18 protein-coding genes and 1 pseudogene are annotated in these 18,718 nt (G+C 61.9%); 14 read left to right on the top strand and 5 right to left on the bottom strand.

Going from position 1 to position 18,718, the window contains the following annotated elements:
* Positions 1-54 precede the first annotated feature (54 nt).
* From pgeF to EOC83_RS07850, 4 genes are all read left to right on the top strand, one after another.
* Positions 55-849, top strand: a complete 795-nt coding sequence (gene pgeF / locus EOC83_RS07865; protein ID WP_027162151.1) for a peptidoglycan editing factor PgeF — start codon at positions 55-57, stop codon at positions 847-849.
* Positions 849-2,000: a Xaa-Pro peptidase family protein gene (locus EOC83_RS07860; protein WP_013530004.1), complete on the top strand. Its 1,152-nt coding sequence runs from the start codon at positions 849-851 to the stop codon at positions 1,998-2,000. The genes pgeF and EOC83_RS07860 overlap by 1 nt, the downstream gene beginning before the upstream one ends.
* 43 nt (positions 2,001-2,043) lie before the next feature.
* Positions 2,044-2,673, top strand: a complete 630-nt coding sequence (locus EOC83_RS07855; protein ID WP_063168841.1) for a hypothetical protein — start codon at positions 2,044-2,046, stop codon at positions 2,671-2,673.
* Positions 2,674-2,910: 237 nt separating this feature from the next.
* Positions 2,911-3,846 carry a ribose-phosphate pyrophosphokinase gene (locus EOC83_RS07850; protein ID WP_013530002.1) on the top strand — a complete coding sequence of 312 codons (936 nt, stop codon included), beginning with the start codon at positions 2,911-2,913 and terminating at the stop codon, positions 3,844-3,846.
* A gap of 12 nt (positions 3,847-3,858) precedes the next feature.
* Here EOC83_RS07850 and EOC83_RS07845 read toward each other — a convergent pair whose 3' ends face one another.
* Positions 3,859-4,743, bottom strand: coding sequence for a helix-turn-helix transcriptional regulator (locus tag EOC83_RS07845; RefSeq protein WP_013530001.1), 885 nt, complete (start codon positions 4,741-4,743; stop codon positions 3,859-3,861).
* Between the two features lie 151 nt (positions 4,744-4,894).
* On the opposite strand from EOC83_RS07845, the gene EOC83_RS07840 reads away from it, so the two are divergent.
* Positions 4,895-6,136, top strand: coding sequence for an MFS transporter (locus EOC83_RS07840; RefSeq protein ID WP_063170320.1), 1,242 nt, complete (start codon positions 4,895-4,897; stop codon positions 6,134-6,136).
* Positions 6,137-6,204: 68 nt separating this feature from the next.
* On the opposite strand, the pseudogene EOC83_RS07835 reads toward EOC83_RS07840, so the two are convergent.
* Positions 6,205-7,061 (bottom strand): annotated as a pseudogene (locus tag EOC83_RS07835) (alpha/beta hydrolase).
* 151 nt (positions 7,062-7,212) lie between these two features.
* Here EOC83_RS07835 and EOC83_RS07830 point away from each other — a divergent pair.
* A complete protein-coding gene (locus EOC83_RS07830; protein ID WP_013529998.1) occupies positions 7,213-7,641 on the top strand; it encodes a MarR family transcriptional regulator in 429 nt (142 codons plus the stop codon).
* Positions 7,642-7,684: 43 nt separating this feature from the next.
* Here EOC83_RS07830 and EOC83_RS07825 read toward each other — a convergent pair whose 3' ends face one another.
* Complete coding sequence (locus EOC83_RS07825; protein ID WP_032808605.1) at positions 7,685-9,691, bottom strand: EAL domain-containing protein; 2,007 nt, start codon at positions 9,689-9,691, stop codon at positions 7,685-7,687.
* A gap of 295 nt (positions 9,692-9,986) precedes the next feature.
* Between EOC83_RS07825 and EOC83_RS07820 the strand changes: the two genes are divergently transcribed.
* The 8 genes from EOC83_RS07820 to EOC83_RS07785 all read left to right on the top strand — a co-directional run bounded on the left by EOC83_RS07820 (position 9,987) and on the right by EOC83_RS07785 (position 16,822).
* Positions 9,987-11,021 carry a methyltransferase gene (locus EOC83_RS07820; RefSeq protein ID WP_013529996.1) on the top strand — a complete coding sequence of 345 codons (1,035 nt, stop codon included), beginning with the start codon at positions 9,987-9,989 and terminating at the stop codon, positions 11,019-11,021.
* A gap of 249 nt (positions 11,022-11,270) precedes the next feature.
* Complete coding sequence (locus tag EOC83_RS07815; RefSeq protein ID WP_127325926.1) at positions 11,271-11,912, top strand: 50S ribosomal protein L25/general stress protein Ctc; 642 nt, start codon at positions 11,271-11,273, stop codon at positions 11,910-11,912.
* Between the two features lie 23 nt (positions 11,913-11,935).
* Positions 11,936-12,661, top strand: coding sequence for an aminoacyl-tRNA hydrolase (pth, locus tag EOC83_RS07810; RefSeq protein ID WP_027162157.1), 726 nt, complete (start codon positions 11,936-11,938; stop codon positions 12,659-12,661).
* An 89-nt stretch (positions 12,662-12,750) separates the two neighbouring features.
* Positions 12,751-13,854 (top strand): redox-regulated ATPase YchF, encoded by a 1,104-nt coding sequence (gene ychF / locus EOC83_RS07805; protein ID WP_024505635.1) that lies wholly within the window; start codon positions 12,751-12,753, stop codon positions 13,852-13,854.
* A 66-nt stretch (positions 13,855-13,920) separates the two neighbouring features.
* The gene (locus tag EOC83_RS07800) at positions 13,921-14,592 is read left to right on the top strand and encodes an HAD family phosphatase (RefSeq protein ID WP_272482876.1); all 672 of its coding nucleotides are present in this window, start codon (positions 13,921-13,923) and stop codon (positions 14,590-14,592) included.
* Between the two features lie 188 nt (positions 14,593-14,780).
* Complete coding sequence (gene corA / locus EOC83_RS07795; RefSeq protein WP_023809832.1) at positions 14,781-15,755, top strand: magnesium/cobalt transporter CorA; 975 nt, start codon at positions 14,781-14,783, stop codon at positions 15,753-15,755.
* A 123-nt stretch (positions 15,756-15,878) separates the two neighbouring features.
* Positions 15,879-16,355 (top strand): MaoC family dehydratase, encoded by a 477-nt coding sequence (locus tag EOC83_RS07790; RefSeq protein WP_013529991.1) that lies wholly within the window; start codon positions 15,879-15,881, stop codon positions 16,353-16,355.
* Entirely contained in the window at positions 16,352-16,822 is a 471-nt protein-coding gene (locus EOC83_RS07785; protein WP_063168842.1) for a MaoC family dehydratase, read from the top strand. The genes EOC83_RS07790 and EOC83_RS07785 overlap by 4 nt, the downstream gene beginning before the upstream one ends.
* A 165-nt stretch (positions 16,823-16,987) precedes the next feature.
* Here the strand turns inward: EOC83_RS07785 and EOC83_RS07780 are convergent, their stop codons facing one another.
* Positions 16,988-17,533, bottom strand: a complete 546-nt coding sequence (locus EOC83_RS07780) for an adenine phosphoribosyltransferase (RefSeq protein ID WP_013529989.1) — start codon at positions 17,531-17,533, stop codon at positions 16,988-16,990.
* A gap of 9 nt (positions 17,534-17,542) precedes the next feature.
* The gene (locus tag EOC83_RS07775) at positions 17,543-18,688 is read right to left on the bottom strand and encodes an alpha-hydroxy acid oxidase (protein ID WP_063170322.1); all 1,146 of its coding nucleotides are present in this window, start codon (positions 18,686-18,688) and stop codon (positions 17,543-17,545) included.
* Positions 18,689-18,718: the final 30 nt, after the last annotated feature.

The following is an 18,718-nucleotide window of genomic DNA, read 5'->3' as shown; positions in this document are numbered from 1 at the left end:
TCGACCAAGCACCTTCTTCTTGACGAAACCGCCCACACGGACAACAACGCCCGCATGCTGAATCAGACCAAACCGGATCCCGTTCGGTCGCCGCTGCTGGACGAGGCGCAGGCACAAGGCATCCGCCACGGCTATTTCACCCGCGTCGGCGGTGTTTCCGGCGGCATCTATCAGGGCCTCAACATCGGCACCGGATCGAATGACGACCAGACGCTGGTTGCCGAGAACCGCGCCCGTGTCGCTGCCTGGATGGGCGTGCCGGCAAGCCATCTGTTGACCGCCTGGCAAATCCATTCGCCCGATGTCGTCATTGCCAGGGAGCCCTTTGCCGGCGAGCGCCCCAAGGCGGACGCCATCGTCACCGATCGGCCGGGCATCGCCATCGGCGCCTCGACCGCCGATTGCGGTCCCGTGCTGTTCGCTGATGCGCAGGCGCGCATCATCGGCGCTGCGCATGCCGGCTGGAAAGGCGCGTTCACCGGCGTGCTCGAAAACACCATCCTGGCGATGGAAAGCCTCGGCGCCCGGCGCCAAAACATCGTCGCCGTGCTAGGCCCCTCCATCGGCCCGCGAAACTACGAGGTCGGCCCGGAATTCGTCGCCCGCTTTGTCGAATCCGACGCCGAAAACATCCTCTATTTCGCTCCGTCCGCCAATGCCGGCCATGCGATGTTCGACCTCAACCGCTACACGGTTGACCGGCTGGCCAAGGCAGGCGTGACGGCTGAGGGCCTCGACCGCTGCACTTACGCTGAGGAAGGCCTGTTCTACTCCTATCGGCGCACCACGCATCGCAAGGAGCCCGATTACGGCCGGCAGGTTTCGGCAATTGTCTTGGAGAGGGAATAATGGCGCTGCATTTTGAACGATCTGAATTTGACGCGCGGCGCGACCGGCTGATCATCGAGATGGCCGAAAAGAAGCTCGACGCCATCCTGCTGTTCGCGCAGGAAAGCATGTATTGGCTGACCGGCTACGACACGTTCGGCTTCTGCTTCTTCCAGTGCCTGGTGGTCAAGGCCGACGGTTCGATGGTGCTTCTGACCCGCTCGGCCGACCTGCGCCAGGCACGTCAGACCTCGATTATCGACAACATCGTCTTGTGGACCGACCGCAACGGCGCCAATCCCGCGGTCGACCTGCGCAATCTGCTCAACGAACTCGACCTGCTCGGCGCCCGCATCGGTGTCGAATATGACACCCACGGCCTGACCGCCTTCAACGGCCGCCGCCTGGACGAGCAGTTGCAGACCTTCGGCCAGATCGCCGATGCGTCCGGCATTGTCGGCCGGCTGCGCCTGTTCAAGAGCCCGGCCGAGATAGCCAAGGCCGAGAAGGCCGCCAATCTCTCCGACGATGCGCTCGACGCGGCACTGCCGCTGATCAAGCAAGGCGGCGACGAAGCTCTGATCCTGGCCGCCATGCAGGGCGCGATCTTCGCCGGCGGCGGCGACTATCCGGCCAACGAGTTCATCATCGGCTCCGGCGTCGATGCGCTGCTGTGCCGCTACAAGGCCGGCCGCCGCAAGCTCACCAAGAACGACCAGCTGACGCTCGAATGGGCCGGCGTCTTCAACCACTACCATGCGCCGATGATGCGCACGGTGCTGACCGGCAAGGTGTCGAAGCGCCATCAGGAACTGTTCGACGCCGCCCGCGCAGCACTCCTGGCTGTCGAGAAGGCGATGATGCCGGGCAACAGCTTCGGCGACGTCTTCGATGCGCATGCCCGCACCATGGAGGCACACGGCCTGACCAAGCACCGGCTGAACGCCTGCGGCTATTCGGTCGGCGCCCGCTTCACCCCGTCCTGGATGGACATGCCGATGTTCTACCAGGGCAATCCCGAACCGATCGCGCCCAACATGACGCTGTTCGCCCATATGATCATCATGGACTCCGACACCGAGACGGCGATGACGCTTGGCCGCACCTACCTGACCACCGAATCCCAGCCCAGGCCGCTGTCCCGCCATGATCTCGACTTGATCGTAAAGTGAATCCACAGTGGGAGGCGTTCTTCGCCAAGGAGTTAGAAGGCAAATGAGACGATCGCATGTGACGACCGTGTCATTGCTTGTGGCATTGGCTCTTGCCGCCTGCACCAACGCAAAGGACGTGCTCGAACCGTCGGCGATCACCCCGCCGGCGACGTCGACCCAGACGCTGCCCGCAACGTCAGGCAACACGGCGGCAACGGTTCCGGCCGGGCCCGCCACCAGCACGTCTGGCGCTCCCGCAACCGCCGCCGCACCGGTCACATCAGCCCAAAGCGCTGCCATCCTGTCGAAGACCCGCTTGCAGATCGCGCCGATCGTCGGCGCTTCGGTGGAAGCTGCGACACCTCTGACGGCGGAGTTGCAGACCCGTGCCAGGCAGCGCGGCATCACTCTCGCCGGCAGCGCCGACCAGACCGTGACACATGTGCTGAAAGGCTATTTCTCGACGATGTCGGAAGGCGCCGACACCACCGTCATCTATGTCTGGGACGTCTATGACCCCGCTGGCAACCGGCTGCACCGCATCAATGGCCAGCAGAAGGCTCCGTCGGTCAATTCCGGCGCCAGCGCGGGCGGCGACAGCTGGAAGGGGATCTCGCCGGCCACCATGCAGGCGATCGCCGACCAGACCATCGACCAGTTCGCCGCCTGGCTCGGCGGCAAGGCGGGCTAGAGGCATCGGACCCCAAAGTGGAGACGGTTTTGGGAAAATCCGATGCCCAATGAGAAGAAGAACCAGCACAAGTCCCCTGCTCCCTGTTGCAGTCCGGCGATGGCGCGGAGCTTTCTTGAGTTTAGCCGGCGGATTCCCGATCTCGGCGCTTGCAATACCAGCGCGGGCCGCTAAAAGCCCGGTTAAAGGGCGCAAGCGAGTCCGTCAGGCCTCATCATCCTCCACCAGGAACCGTGCATGAAACTCTTCGCGGGCAATTCCAACAGGGTGCTGGCCGAAGCAGTCGCCCGGTACCTCAACGTCCCGCTGGGCAAAGCCACGGTCAGGCGCTTCGCCGACCAGGAAATCTTCGTCGAAATCCAGGAAAACGTGCGCGGCGAGGATGTCTTCATCCTGCAGTCGACCTCGTTCCCGACCAACGATCATTTGATGGAATTGCTTATCATGATCGATGCCTTCATGCGCTCCTCGGCCAAGCGCATCACGGCGGTCATCCCTTATTTCGGCTACGCCAGGCAGGACCGCCGCGCCTCCGGCCGCACGCCGATCTCGGCCAAGCTGGTCGCCAACATGATCACCCGCGCCGGCGTCGACCGCGTTCTGACGCTCGACCTGCATGCCGGCCAGATCCAGGGCTTCTTCGACATCCCGACCGACAATCTGTTTTCCGTGCCGGTGATGGCCCGCGACGTGAAGGCCAAATACAAGCAACTCGGCAACGTCGTGGTGGTTTCGCCCGACATTGGCGGCGTGGTCCGCGCCCGTGCGCTGGCCAAGCGCTTCGATGCGCAACTGGCCATCGTCGACAAGCGCCGCGAACGGCCGGGCGAATCGGAAGTCATGAACATCATCGGCGCGGTCGCCGGCAAGGATTGCCTGCTGATCGACGACATCGTCGATTCCGGCGGCACGCTGTGCAACGCCGCCGATGCGCTGCTGGCCAACGGCGCCACCAGCGTCACCGCCTATATCACCCACGGCGTGCTGTCGGGCGGTGCCGTTGCCCGCATCAGCGGCTCGAAGCTGCAGGAACTGGTGATCACCGATTCCATCCAGCCGACCCAGGGCGTGCTCGACGCGCCCAACATCCGCGTCATCTCGATCGCCGACCTGATGGGCGAAGCCATCTCGCGCACGGCGACTGAGGAATCGGTGTCCAGCCTGTTCGACTAAACCCGCCTGCCCTTAAGGCGCGGAGCTTTCCAACCGAACCGGGCCGATCAGGCGACGAGCGACCTCGACGTTCTCGCGTGCGCCGCGCATATAGCCGCGCGGCGAGGTCCCCAGCATGCGCTTGAACATGGTGATGAAGGCCGGCACGCTGTCATAGCCGAGATCAAGCGCCACCCTGGTGATCGGCTCGCCGTCCGCCAGCCTGGGCAGCGCCGCGAACAGGCAGGCCTGCTGGCGCCATGTCGACAGCGACAGGCCGGTCTGGCGCTGGAAGGCGCGCGTGAAGGAACGGCGGCTCATGCCGGCTGCATCGGCCCACTCGTCGATGGTCGCATGCGGCGACGGTGCTGCGACGAAGCGTCGGCACAGCGCCGACAATCTTGGATCGGACGGAAATGGCAGCCCGAGAGGCCGTTCCGGCAAGGTCGGGATTTCGTGCAGCAGAAGGTTCATGATCAGCCCACCGCGTCCTTCCAGAACGCCGCCTTGCGGGAGCTTCTCCGATTCCACGATCAGGCTGTGCATCAGGTCGGTGACGCCGACGACGCGCAAGCCTTCGGGCAGCCCGGGGATCGCCTGTGGCATGACATAAACCGAACGCATCGAGACGTCGCCCAGCATCTCGACGGAATGCTCGGTGCCGGCTGGAATCCACATCGCGTGGTCGGGCGGCACCATCCAGCGCCCGTAGCGTGTCGTCACCAGCACCACACCGACAAGCGCATGCAAGAGCTGGCTGCGGCTGTGGCGGTGCTGTGGCACGCGGTAGCCGTCAGGATATTCGGTCGGCAATGCCACCGCCGGCCCGGCCACTTGCTCAAGCCACTGCCAGCGGCTCTCGTGCAACTGGCCGAGATTGGCATTGCCAGCGTGAAAGACTTCTTTGCCGTGCGGCATCTAGTTATGGCCCACTTGCGAAACTATTGGACCAAACCACGAAAGAAGTCGTCTCGCAAGCGGCTTATAAGGCACCGTCCCTAGGGTGGCCGCAAGGAGCGTCCGCCAGTTGCCTGCGGGCGTGCCCGCCAAAAAGACCACGGAGCCTACCTTGACCGATACGACAGCAGCCAGCGTCGCCCCACCGGCGAGCGCCAGTCACGCCTCAGCCCAGGCGACGGCCTTCACCGTCATCCTGGCGGTGAGCTTCTGCCACTGCATCAACGACATCATGCAGTCGCTGCTATCGGCCATTTACCCGCTCCTGAAAGAGAATTATGGCCTCGATTTCTGGCAGATCGGCTTGTTGACCTTCACTTTCCAGGTGACCGCATCCTTGCTGCAGCCGCTGATCGGCATGATCACCGACAAGCGGCCGATGCCCTATTCGCTGCCCTATGGCATGGCGTCGTCGCTGATCGGCCTGATCGTGCTCGCCTATGCCGGGCATTATTCGCTGCTGCTGATCGGTGCCTCGCTGATCGGCATCGGCTCGGCGATCTTCCACCCGGAATCCTCGCGCATCGCCCGCTTCGCTTCCGGCGGCCGCTTCGGCCTGGCGCAGTCGCTGTTCCAGGTGGGCGGCAATTTCGGCCAGTCCATGGGGCCGCTGCTGGCGGCCTTCATCGTCGTGCCGTTCGGCCAGACCAGCATTTCCTGGTTCGCCGTCGGCTCGCTGATCGGCATCATCGTTTTGTGGCAGGTCGGCGGCTGGTACAGCCGGCTGCGTGCCGCGCAGGGCACCCGCAAGGCGGCGAGCTTCGTTTCGCCCTTCCCGCGCCGCAAGGTGATGAATGCATTGATCGTGCTGACACTGCTGGTTCTGAGCAAGAATGCCTACATCGCCAGCCTCGCCAGCTACTACACCTTCTATTCCATGCATAAGTTCGGCGTTTCTGTGCAGATGAGCCAGGTCATGCTGTTCCTGTTCCTCGGCGCCTCGGCGCTGGGCATCCTGCTCGGCGGCCCGTTCGGCGACCGCTATGGGCAAAAGGCGATGATCTGGTTCTCCATCGTCGGCGTGCTGCCCTTCACGCTCGCCCTGCCCTACGCCAATCTGGAATGGACGATGGTGCTGACGGTGCTGATCGGGCTGATCCTCTCCTCGGCCTTCTCCAACATTGTCGTCTTTGCGCAGGAACTCGTGCCGGGTCGCGTCGGCATGATCGCCGGCATCTTCTTCGGCTTCGCCTTCGGCATGGGCGGCATCGCGGCGGCCGTGCTCGGCGTCGTCGCCGACATGAAGGGCATCGATTTCGTCTTCCAGATCTGCTCCTATTTGCCGTTTCTTGGATTGCTGACCGTGTTCCTGCCCAACATGAAGGAAGCGCGCAAGGCGCAGGCGGCCGCCTAGATCAGGCCTGAAACCCACGCAAGGAAAAGCACCCGCCAGACGGCGGGTGCTTTTTTCGTTCCAACGGCCTATGCTTTGAAGAAGGCCAGCAGGTCGGCGTTGACGATGTCTGCATGGGTCGTGGCCATGCCGTGCGGGAAGCCCTTGTAGACCTTGAGCTCGCCCTTCTTGAGCAGCTTGATCGTCAGCAGCGCCGAGTCCGCGATGGGAACGATCTGGTCGTCGTCGCCGTGCATGACCAGCACAGGCACGTCGATCGCCTTCAGATCCTCGGTGAAGTCGGTTTCCGAAAAGGCCTTGATGCAATCATAATGCGCCTTGGTGCCGCCCATCATGCCCTGGCGCCACCAATTATCGATGACGCCCTGCGATACCTCTGCGCCCGGGCGGTTGAAGCCGTAGAACGGACCTGATGGAACGTCGCGGAAGAACTGGGCGCGATTGGCTGCCTGCGCGGAGCGGAAGCCGTCGAACACTTCGATCGGCAGGCCGCCGGGATTGGCGGCAGTCTTGAGCATGATTGGCGGCACCGCGCCGATCAGCACCGCCTTGGCGACACGGCCGCCGGCGCCATACTTGGCGACATAACGCGCCACTTCGCCGCCGCCGGTCGAATGGCCGACATGGATGGCGTTCTTGAGGTCCAGATGGGCTGCGAGTTCCGCTACGTCGGCGGCATAGGTGTCCATCTCGTTGCCGATATCCGTCTGGGTCGAGCGGCCATGGCCTCGGCGATCATGGGCAATGACACGGTAGCCCTGTGACACGAAGAACAGCATCTGGGCGTCCCAATCGTCGCTGCTCAACGGCCAGCCGTGATGAAAGACGACAGGCTGCCCGGTCCCCGGTCCTTGTAGTAAATCTGCGTTCCGTCCCTGGTGGTGATCATGCCGCTGCCGGAGCTGGGTTTGGTTTGCGAGGTCATCTCAATCTCCTTCTGGTTACTTTCGCGATAAACAATATCGCGATATCGATATAGCTAACGCGGCCTAAAACCCTTGTCCACAAAAATATGTATCGCGATATCATTTTTCGTGGTATCGATTTGATGCCCACATTGGCAAAAGGAATGCGCCGTGCCTCTCCCGTTGGACAATCAGCTCTGTTTCACGCTCTATGCCACCAGCATGGCCATCAACCGCACCTACAAGCCGATGCTGGACGAGATGGGCATCACCTATCCCCAGTACCTGGTGTTGAACGCGCTTGGAGAGGCCGACGGCATGTCGGTCGGCACCATCGCCCATCGGCTCGCTTTGGAATCGAGCACCGTCACGCCGCTGGTGAAGCGAATGGAGCAGGCCGGGCTGGTGACCCGCCAGCGCAGCCAGACCGACGAGCGCCAGGTGCAGGTTGATCTGACATCAGCCGGGCGCGCACTGCTTGTCCAATGCAACTGCCTGAACGAAGCCTTGGTCGAACGCTCGGGCATGACGCTGACTGAGCTCGATGCGCTGAACCGGCAGATCCAGGCGTTACGCGCCGCGTTGACCGGCGACCGCTAGCACGGCTTGACGACGGCTAGCCAAACGTCGGAAGAGGCCACCATCATGCGGACTTAAGCACGGCAAATGGCCGTTTGCGCATGGCTCGCTTTGCCTGGAAACTGACGGCGGGAGCGGGACGGCCGACATGGAAGCCCTGGATCTTGTCTATGCCGAATTCGCGCATAAGGGCCATCTGCTCGTCTGTCTCCACCCCTTCGACCAGGATTTTGTGGCCGCGATTTCGAACCAGGGTGATAATGTCCTGCAGCATCGCCTTGCCGCTCGGGGAGCTGCAGTCATGCAGAAACGAGCGATCGATCTTCACCGTATCGAAATCGATCAGGCGAAGCCACGAAAGACCCGCGAAGCCGGTCCCGAAATCATCAAGCCAGATCTTGATCCCGAGCAGCTTCAGGTCGCTGATGCAGCGCAGGATGTCGGAGTGCATCTCCATCTCCAGCCCTTCGGTGATCTCGAAGGCCAGCCTGCTGCCTGCGACGCCGGTCTCGCCCAGAATGGTCGCGACCGACGTCGCGAAGCCCGGTGTCTTGAGCTGGATCGGGGAGACGTTGACACTGACGACACGGACGTGGTCGTCCGCCAGCAGTTCGGCGCACACTGTCCTTATCGCCCAGCGCCCGAGTTCCAGGATCGCGCCGGTCCGTTCGGCGACCGGAATGAACAGGCTCGGCGGAACCGATGTGCCGTCGAGCATCTTGAGGCGCATCAGAGCCTCCACCGCTTCAACCCGGTCCGATTTGACATCCTGGATAGGCTGGTAAACGAGTGAAACGAGATTCTGGCCGATCGCGATCTTCAGCAAAGCCGCAATGTTCTCGCTCTCGTCACTGCTTTGCGGGTCGGTTGGATCGAACAGCCGGGCACAATTTCGGCCGCCGGCTTTTGCCAGATAGAGAGCGCGATCGGCCTCGTGAATGATTTTCTCCAGCTTGGCCCCGGTCTGCGTCCGGGTGAATGCGGCGCCAACGCTTACCGTTACGATCGAGACGCCGTCGCGCCGCAGTTCGTGCGTCAGAGCCAGGTTCTCCACCGTGCTACAAATGGCTTCCGCAATGTCCAGGATCTGCTCCTTTTTCTCCATGCGAGCCAGGACGATGAACTCTTCGCCGCCATAGCGGCCGATGGAGCCATTATACTGTTTGATCATATCGCTAAGGGCATTGGCGACATGGATCAGGCAGCGGTCGCCTTCCTGATGGCCGTAGCAGTCATTGAACTTCTTGAAGAAGTCCACGTCGATGAGGATCGCCCCAAAGCTGGTGCCGACCTTTTGCCAATCGTTCCAGTAGTCTCGCAGCTTCTCGTCGATCGCGCGCCGGTTCTCCAGACCCGTGAGCGGATCGGTCCGCGACAACCTCAGCAGGGCCTTGCCGCGTTCGGTCGCCTCATTGTGCTGGATCTTGGCTTCCAGGGCGTTCAGGAAGACGTTGTAGCGTTCCTCATTCAGTTTCCAGTTCACATATGAGGTGAACGTGAAACAAGAAACATAGAAAGCCCCAAATACCATTTTGTATATGAGAGTTGAGGGAACAAAGTAATTTACGATATAAAGTATACATAAGATTATTGTCGAGGTTACGATAGAAAGCTTGAAATTGAATGTAAAGAAAAGATTGGCGCTCATCATGAATATGGTCCCAAAGACCATATAGTAAGAGACGCTTTCCTTGTCCGCGCCCATAATCGCCGGACACAGCCAACCAACATAGCCAAAGATGATGGCCCCGGCGCAGGTCACGTCGAGCCATTCCGTCCCGACGCCGTGGCGAAGCTGCGCTTCCAGGATCAAAAGCGCGCTCAAGCCGACCGCGAAGCGCGCCGTGATCGTATAGGCGGCCACATCCGGGATCAGCAGCAGATCCGTTGCCGAAAACAAGAGATAGATCGCAACTGCGATCCAAAGCCCTGGCCTGGCCTCCCCTCTTCGCGTCGCCCGGGCTTCGGTGCGGTAGAGGGCGCGAAGTTCGTCGGCCCCCAGTTCGTAGCGCGGCTCGTACGGCTCAGCGTCAACCGTATCGGCCAATGCGGATGACACGTGTTCGTTCATCACAATCGACCCCTTTTGAAAGGGATTTTGTTTTCCGAACTCATTTCCAGCTTCTGCCCCCACGCGGGCCGGCTCCTTGGGACGCGACGGCGATTGCGAACGCCGGGCAAACAAATGCAATCGCGCAAGACAAGTTTCCGTTAACTCGAACCCGGAATCCGGCTCGGAAACTGATTAACCAACGAACATGGTTGGCGGGAAATTAATCATAAACCTAAAATGCCGTCGGCCCGACATTGGCAAAGGGAGCATTCTACGCAATAAGTTAACCGACTGTTAACTATGGAGTGATGGCGTGCAGACCGTTCTTGATGGCAAAAGCTTGATTACTGCCGAGATGCTCGCCGGCACGCTGCCTCGGGGAAAGATCGAGCATCATGGCGAAGCGTTCGAAACCGCGCGCGCGGAGCTTGCCCTCATTCTCCACGCGACACAGCAGCAGGTCGAACAGGACAAGAACCCGGCCGAGATCGTCGGCCGCTTGCTGTCCTTCCTCAATGGCCTGCATTCCAAGGTTCATCCCGACGTCTGGCATGCGTTGATACCGGTCGCGCAGAACCATCCGATCCTGAAGTATTTTCTCGAGGATCCACTGACGCACTGGTCCTTCACCAAACCCAGGGGCTATTCCGGCGACGCGCAGTTGCTCGACTACATCTATTGTGATCCGCACGTGGCAGAGAGCGTGGCGAACGCCTCGGAGGTCGGCAAAGCACTCTATAGCCATACCCAGAACGTACCGTCATGCGTCGCGGCCCGGGAACGACGCGACCTCCTGACCCGATATGTCGACGAGATCGCGGCCAAGAACGGACCGGAAACCGAGGTTCTGGCGATCGCGGCCGGCCATTTGCGGGAAGCCAATCGTTCGGTCGCCCTGACGGAGGGCCGTCTCAAGCGCTGGGTTGCGCTCGACCAGGATCCCCAGAGCGTTGGGCTGATCTCGCGCGACTTCCAGGGCACCGCCGTCGAAGCCATCGACGGCTCGGTGCGAACCGTGCTCACGCGGGGCCACAAGCTCGGCAAATTCGACTTCATCTACGCCTCCGGCCTTTACGACTACCTCGCCCACAACGTCGCGGTGAAACTCACGAAGACCTGCCTGCAGATGTTGAAGCCGAACGGAACATTCCTGTTCGCCAACTACGCCGAGGGCACCCCCGACGCGGGGTATCGGGAGACGTTCATGGACTGGGTGTTGCTGCTGCGATCGGAGGTCGATATGTGGAACATCGTCAATGCCAGCGTCGACCGCAACACCGTCGAGGCGCAGGTATTCTTCGGCGAGAACCGCAACGTGCTCTATGCCGTCATCGAAAAGCGCGGATAGCGGCCGTCTGGGCTGCACCAGGCCGGTCGTGCCTTTGGCTTGCACCTCCGGCCGCCTTCCGCTATAGAGCCGCCACCCGCGTAGACACCCTTGGAGGCAACGCGGCGGAAGGCCGCCTTCCCGCATGATCCCGAAAAGTGGATTCCGGTTTTCGGACCAGATCATGCATGGGTATGTCGGCTTTCGACGTTTACGGTCCAGGCACTCTGCCCACCGTGAGCGCTCCAGAACAAACCGAAAGGAAATGCCATGAGCCACGACACTTACGAGCTCAAGGCCGAAGCACGCGAACAGGTCGGTAAGGGGTCCGCCCGTGCAGTTCGCCGCAACGGTAAAGTGCCTGCAGTAATTTATGGTGACAAGCAGCCTCCCCTGGCTATCGCGCTCACCTACAAGGACATCTACTACAAGATCCATGGCGGCGGGTTCCTGACCACGATCGCCACGATCGATGTCGACGGCAAGAAGATCCAGGTCCTGCCGAAGGACTTCCAGCTCGACCCGGTCAAGGATTTCCCTGTCCATGTCGACTTCCTGCGCATCGGCAAGGACACCGAAGTCAATGTCGACGTGCCTGTCCACTTCATCAACGAGGACAAGTCGCCCGGCATCAAGCGCGGCGGCGTACTCAACATCGTGCGTCACGAAGTCGAGTTCCACTGCCCGGCCAATGCGATCCCGGAATTCATCACCGTCGATCTCACCGGCGCCAACATTGGCGATTCGATCCACATCTCGGCGGTCAAGCTGCCGGCTGGGGGCAAGCCTGTGATCTCCGACCGCGACTTCACCATCGCGACCATTGCCGGTTCGTCGGCGATGAAGCCGGAGACGGAAGAGACGGCTGAAGCGGCTGCACCTGAAGCGGCTCCTGCCGCCGAAGAGAAGTAACTCTTTCACGCCCGGAGCAGGCGATGCTGCTGTTTGCAGGTCTCGGCAATCCGGGCGCGAAATACGCCGGCAATCGGCACAATGTCGGTTTCATGGCGGCGGACGCAATCGCCCGCCGCCATTCCTTTTCGCCCTGGTCGAAGAAATTTCAGGGCCTGATCGCCGAGGGCTCGCTCGGCGGCGAAAAAGTCGTCCTGATCAAGCCGCAGACCTTCATGAACCTGTCCGGCCAGTCGGTCGGCGAAGCGCTGCGCTTCTACAAGCTCGAGCTTTCCGCGCTCACCGTCTTCTATGACGAGATCGATCTTGCCGAAGGCAAGCTGCGCATAAAGACCGGCGGCGGCGCCGGCGGCCATAACGGCATCCGTTCGATCGATGGCCATGTCGGCAACGCCTATCGCCGCGTACGCATCGGCGTCGGCCATCCAGGCGTCAAGGAAATGGTCCAGCACCATGTGCTCGGCGATTTCGACAAGGCCGACCGCGAATGGCTTGACCCGCTGCTCGACGCGATCGCCGACAACGCCGCCATGATCGCCAAAGGCGACGAATCCGGCTTCATGAACAAAGCCAGTCTCGCCGTCCAGGGCAAGGCCGGGCCGGAGCCCGAAAAATCGGCACCTAAGCAGCCGGCGCAGAAGCAGCAAAGTCACGTCCGCCAAGCACGGCCCCAACAGCCCCTGGCCAAGCTGCCGGAAAGCGGTCCGATGGCCGCCATGCTGAAGAAGCTGTTCGGCGGCAAGGACTGAGCATCAAGGGAACCGAAGGGCTTGACGTTGATCACCCCTATCGCCCATAGCCCTGATCAAATTTCTATTTCCCGATAGGACCGGACAAAATGGGTTTCAAATGCGGCATCGTTGGCTTGCCCAACGTCGGCAAGTCGACGCTTTTCAACGCGTTGACCAGAACGGCTGCGGCGCAGGCCGCCAACTATCCGTTCTGCACCATCGAACCGAATACCGGCGAGGTCGCGGTGCCCGATCCGCGCCTGCAGAAGATCGCGGCGATTGGCAAGTCAAAGGAGATCATCCCGACCCGCATCTCCTTCGTCGACATTGCCGGTCTGGTGCGCGGCGCCTCGAAGGGCGAAGGGCTGGGCAACCAGTTCCTCGCCAACATCCGCGAGGTCGACGCCATCGTGCATGTGCTGCGCTGCTTCGAGGATGACGACATTACCCATGTCGAGGGCCGCATCGACCCGGTGGCCGATGCCGAGACGGTCGAAACCGAGCTGATGCTCGCCGACCTCGACAGCCTCGAGCGCCGCATCGTGCAATTCCGCAAGCGCGCCGGCAGCAAGGACAAGGAAGCGACGTCAGTGCTGCCGATGATGGAGGCAGCGCTAGAACTGCTGCAGGCCGGCAAGCCGACCCGCATCCTGCTCAAGGATATTTCGGCCGAAGATTTGCGCATCCTGCAGGGCCTGAACCTTCTGACCTCGCATCCCGTGCTCTATGTCTGCAACGTCGCCGAGGCCGACGCAGCCACCGGCAACGAGCACACCAGGGCCGTGGAAAAGATGGCGACCGCCCAGGGCGCCGGCACCGTGGTGATCTCGGCCGCCATCGAAGCCGAGGTCGCACAGCTCTCCGATGAGGAAGAGATGGAATTCCTGTCCTCGCTCGGCCTCGACGAGCCCGGCCTCAACAAGGTCATCCGCGCCGGCTACGATCTGTTGCACCTCATCACCTACTTCACCGTCGGGCCGAAGGAGACGCGCGCCTGGACCATCCATAAGGGCGACAAGGCCCCCCAGGCCGCCGGCGTCATCCACACCGATTTCGAGCGCGGCTTCATCCGCGCCCAGACCATCGCCTACAATGACTTCGTCACACTGGGCGGCGAAGTGGCGGCCAAGGAAGCCGGCAAGGCCCGCGACGAAGGCAAGGAATATGTCGTCCAGGACGGCGACATCCTGCTGTTCAAGTTCAACACGTGATTTGATGGAAGTCCTTCGAGACTGTCCGCGGGCCGGCTGAGCCGACCACCAGATATCAGGCCCAAAGTGTCGCCTATAAAGCTGATAATATTTGATTGTGACGGCGTCCTCGTGAACAGCGAGGAGATATACCAGGCAACCGAGCTTGAATATCTGGCGGCGGCCGGCATCACGTTCGAACCAAGCGCCTATACGCAAGCCTTCATGGGATTGTCTCCCGCTATGTGGCAGGCGAAGCTCGAAGCGATCGGCCAAGAGCGAGCCAAGCCGCTCTCTCCGCTCTTTTTTGAACAGCTTGCCGACCACACCAACGAACGCTTGCGTAAGAATCTGGCGGCCTTACCCGATGCAGGGAATGTGATTGGCCGGCTCGCCGCATGGAGATGTGTGGCGTCAAGCACGCCGCTGGCCCGATTGCGTTGGAAACTCGAACACACGGGCCTTGTCGACCTTTTCGATCCTAATATTTTTTCATCGGACATGGTCGTCAATGGAAAGCCGGAACCAGACCTGTTCTTGCATGCGGCGGACACGATCGGTGTTCATGCAAAGGAGTGCATCGTGGTCGAGGACAGCGTGAATGGCGTCCTGGCGGGCAAGGCAGCAGGTATGCGCGTGATCGGATTTACCGCTGGCAGTCATTGCACCGGCACTCATGGCGATGCTCTGTTGCGACATGGCGCGGATGCCCTCGTCGGCGCATACGAGGACTTGGAGGTCACTCTAGCCAGTCTTTAGATCGATCCGCTGACGCGGCTTCCGAGCCGCGAGGGCCGTCCCCCGGCCCGATTCGGGCTTGTCTTGATTTTGTCACGTCACAGGTCTAAGCGGCAGACGCACGGTCGGCGCTGGCGCCAGGAACCGTGCAATCCAACACGACGCGTCAATCCGAACGCACCCTTTGGCCCCAGCAAGGGAATCAGGCGATGATCAAGGCCTTCGTCGTGGACAATGATCGCCTGCGCGTCGTCGACGATCTCCTGGCAAACAGCGAGACCATCGTCTGGGCGGACCTGTTCAACCCGACAAAGGAAGAGGAAGCGACGATCGAGAGCTGGCTCGGCGTTGCCATTCCGACGCGCGAGGAGATGGAGGAGATCGAGATTTCGAGCCGCCTCTATGTCGAGGACGGCGCCTACTTCATGACCGCAACCCTGCCCGCGCAGACCGAGGTCGACGATCCCTTGATGTCGCCGGTCACCTTCGTGCTCGCCGGCACAAGGTTGATCACTGTGCGCTACCATGAGCCGAAGGCCTTCAAGACCTTTCCGCAGCGCGCCGAGAAGGTGGCGACCGGCTGCACCAGCGGCGACACCATCCTGATCGGCTTGCTGGAGGCGATCGTCGACCGTCTCGCCGACATTCTGGAGCGTGCCGGCCGTGACATCGAGGCGATCTCGCGCGATATCTTCGAGGCGCGATCGACCAAGGTTTCCAAGCGCAATCGCGACTTCCAGGAATTGTTGAAAGCCATCGGCCGCAAGGAGGACATCGCGTCTTCGATCCGCGACAGCCTGATCTCGCTGCAGCGCCTGGCGGGCTTTTTCGCCCATGCCTCGACCCGCACCAAGATGAGCAAGGACACCAAGGCGCGCATCAAGACGCTGTCTCGCGACGTGCTGTCACTCGCCGACCACGCCACCTTCCTGTCGCAGAAGATCTCCTTCCTGCTCGACGCGACGCTCGGCATGATCTCGATCGAGCAGAACGCCATCATCAAGATCTTTTCGGTCGCCGCCGTCATCTTCCTGCCGCCGACTTTGGTCGCCTCGATCTACGGCATGAATTTCGACGTCATCCCCGAGTTGAAATGGGAACTTGGCTATCCCTTCGCCATCGCCATGATGGTGCTGTCGGCGATCCTGCCCTTCTGGTATTTCCGCCGCCGCGGCTGGCTCTGAGTGGGCCTGTCGATCGGCTGCCACAGGCTGGCGCAGTAGAAATCGCTTGACCAAATGAACGCCGGCCTGCATCCGGAAACCCCGATCCTGAGGATCGTGGGTCGACAAGCCGGATTCCAGACCATGACCGCAGAGATAAAAACATGGGCCTATGAGGACTTCATCGAGGGTGCATCGATCGACCTCGGCTCGAAGCTCGTGAGTGCCGCCGAGATCGTCGAATTCGCCGGAGAATTCGACCCGCAGCCGATGCATCTCGACGAGGAAGCCGGCAAGGCCAGCATCCTCGGTGGGCTGGCGGCGTCGGGCTGGCACACCTGCGCCATGTTCATGCGCATGCTGTGCGATGCCTTCCTGTTGGACTCGACCTGCCAGGGCGCGCCCGGCGTCGATCAGGTCAAATGGAAGAAGCCGGTCCTGGCCGGCGATCAACTGACCGGCACCCTGGTGGTCGTTGCCAAGCGCCTGTCCAAATCGAAGCCGCAACTCGGCTTCGTTACAATGCGCAGCGAACTGTTCAACCAGCGCGGCGAAAGCGTCTTCGAGCTCGAGAACTCCGCCATGTTCCTCACGCGCGATGCCGCGGGGAGCCAAGCATGACACTGGACGAGTTCTTTCGTATCGGCACCACGGTGACGCTCGGCTCGCACACATTCGAGCCCGAGGCGATCAAGGCCTTCGCCCGCAAATACGACCCGCAGATCTTCCATACCGACGAGGAGGCCGCGAAGAAAAGCGTGCTCGGCGGGCTCTGCGCATCCGGCTGGCACACCGCCGCCACCTGGATGAAACTCAATCTCGAAAACCGCATGGACGCCGAGATCGCTGCGTGGAGCGGCCCCGGTCCGGTGCCGGAATTCGGCCCCTCGCCTGGCTTCAAGAACCTGAAATGGCTGAAGCCGGTCTATGCCGGGCAAACCATCACCTTCACGCGCACCGCGCTGTCGCACCGCCCGATTGCCTCACGCCCCGGCTGGCGGCTGCTGGCGCTGCGTTCGGAAGCTTTCGATTCGACCGGCGCCAAGGTGCTGGAGTTCGAGAGCGCCGTGCTGGTGAAGGTGGAGTAGGTTTCTTCCTTCTCCCCCTGTGGGAGAAGGTGGCCGAGCGAAGCTCGGTCGGATGAGGGGTGCTCCAGCTTGGCGCCGACGGCACTCCGTCACCCACCCCTCAACCGTCTCGGCGCTGCGCGCCGATCCACCTTCTCCCACAAGGGGAGAAGGAAGAACTGCCCCTCAATGCCCCTCGAACCCAATCAGCGTCCGCACCGGCACGCCGAGCGCCTCCAGCTTGGCACGGCCGCCGAGGTCCGGCAGGTCGATGACGAAACAGGCGGCGAGGATGTCGGCACCTATCTGGCGCAGCAGCTTGACCGCCGCTTCAGCCGTGCCGCCGGTGGCGATCAGATCGTCGACCAGGATCACTTTCTCGCCCGGAGCAACACCGTCCTTGTGCATCTCCATTTCGTCCAGCCCGTATTCCAGGCTGTAGGCGACGCGCACCGTCTCGTAGGGCAGCTTGCCCTTCTTGCGGATCGGCACGAAACCGGCCGAGAGCTGATGGGCGACGGCGCCGCCAAGGATAAAGCCGCGCGCCTCGATGCCGGCGATCTTGTCGATCTTCTGGCCGGCATAGGGATGCACCAGTTCGTCGATGGCGCGGCGGAAGGCGCGCGCATTGCCAAGCAGCGTGGTGATGTCGCGAAACAGGATGCCGGGCTTGGGATAGTCCGGAATGGTGCGGATCGCGGCAAGCAGCGTGTCTTCGAGCGAGGATTTCATGGGTCGAGATTACCTGAAACGGAGATTGTTGCGCGACAATTGTTCGATCGAGCTGCAGCCCATCAGCCTCATGCCGCGTTCGATCTCGACCCGCATCTGTTCGAGCGCCCGTTCCACGCCGGGCTGGCCGGCCGCCGCGAGCGGAAACAGATAGTAGCGTCCGACGCCGACGGCCTTGGCGCCGAGCGACAGCGCTTTCAGCACGTGTGTGCCGCGCTGCACGCCGCCATCCATGATGACGTCGATCCTGTCGCCAACGGCATCGACGATCTCGGCAAGCTGGTCGAACGCCGCCCGTGAGCCATCCAGCTGCCGCCCGCCATGGTTCGACAGCACGATGCCGCTGCAGCCGATGTCGACAGCGCGTTTGGCATCCTCCACCGACATGACGCCCTTGAGGCAGAACGGACCCGACCAGAGCTTGACCATCTCGGCGACGTCGTCCCATGTCATCGACGGATCGAGCATCTCGGTAAAGTAACGGCTGATCGACATCGTGCCGCCGCCCATGTCGACATGCTCGTCGAGCTGCGGCAGCTTGAAGTCCTCATGGATGAAATAGTTGATCGCCCAGGCCGGCTTGAGCGCGAACTGCGCCATTCCGGTAAGGTTGAGCTTGAAGGGAATGGCAAAGCCGGTTCGTTTGTCGCGCTCGCGGTTTCCCCCGGTGATGCTGTCGACGGTCAGCATCATCACCTCGACCCCGACCGCCTTTGCCCGCTGCATCATCGCCCGGTTAAGACCGCGATCCCGGTGGAAATAGAACTGGTAGACCTGCGGGCCGCTGCTGATGCTGCGCGCCTCCTCGAGGCTGACGGTGCCCAGCGACGACACGCCGAACATCGTGCCGTATTTGGCGGCGGCCTTGGCGACCGCGCGCTCGCCCTGGTGATGGAACAGGCGCTGCAAGGCGGTCGGCGAGCAATAGAACGGCATCGCCAGCTTCTGGCCCATGACCGTCACCGACATGTCGACCTCGCTCACCCCGCGCAGCACGTTGGGAACCAGATCGCAGGTCTCGAAGCTTTCGGTGTTGCGGCGATAGGTGACCTCGTCGTCGGCCGCGCCGTCGATGTAGTTAAAGATCGGCCCCGGCAGCCGCTGCTGCGCCATGCGGCGGTAATCGGAAAAGTTGTGACAGTCGCTGAGCCGCATCATCGAATTCCAAAGGCCATGGCGGGACAA

It is taken from the genome of Mesorhizobium sp. Primo-A (assembly GCF_003997175.1).
GTDB lineage: Bacteria > Pseudomonadota > Alphaproteobacteria > Rhizobiales > Rhizobiaceae > Mesorhizobium > Mesorhizobium ciceri.
This window is presented reverse-complemented; position numbering and strand designations above follow the sequence as displayed.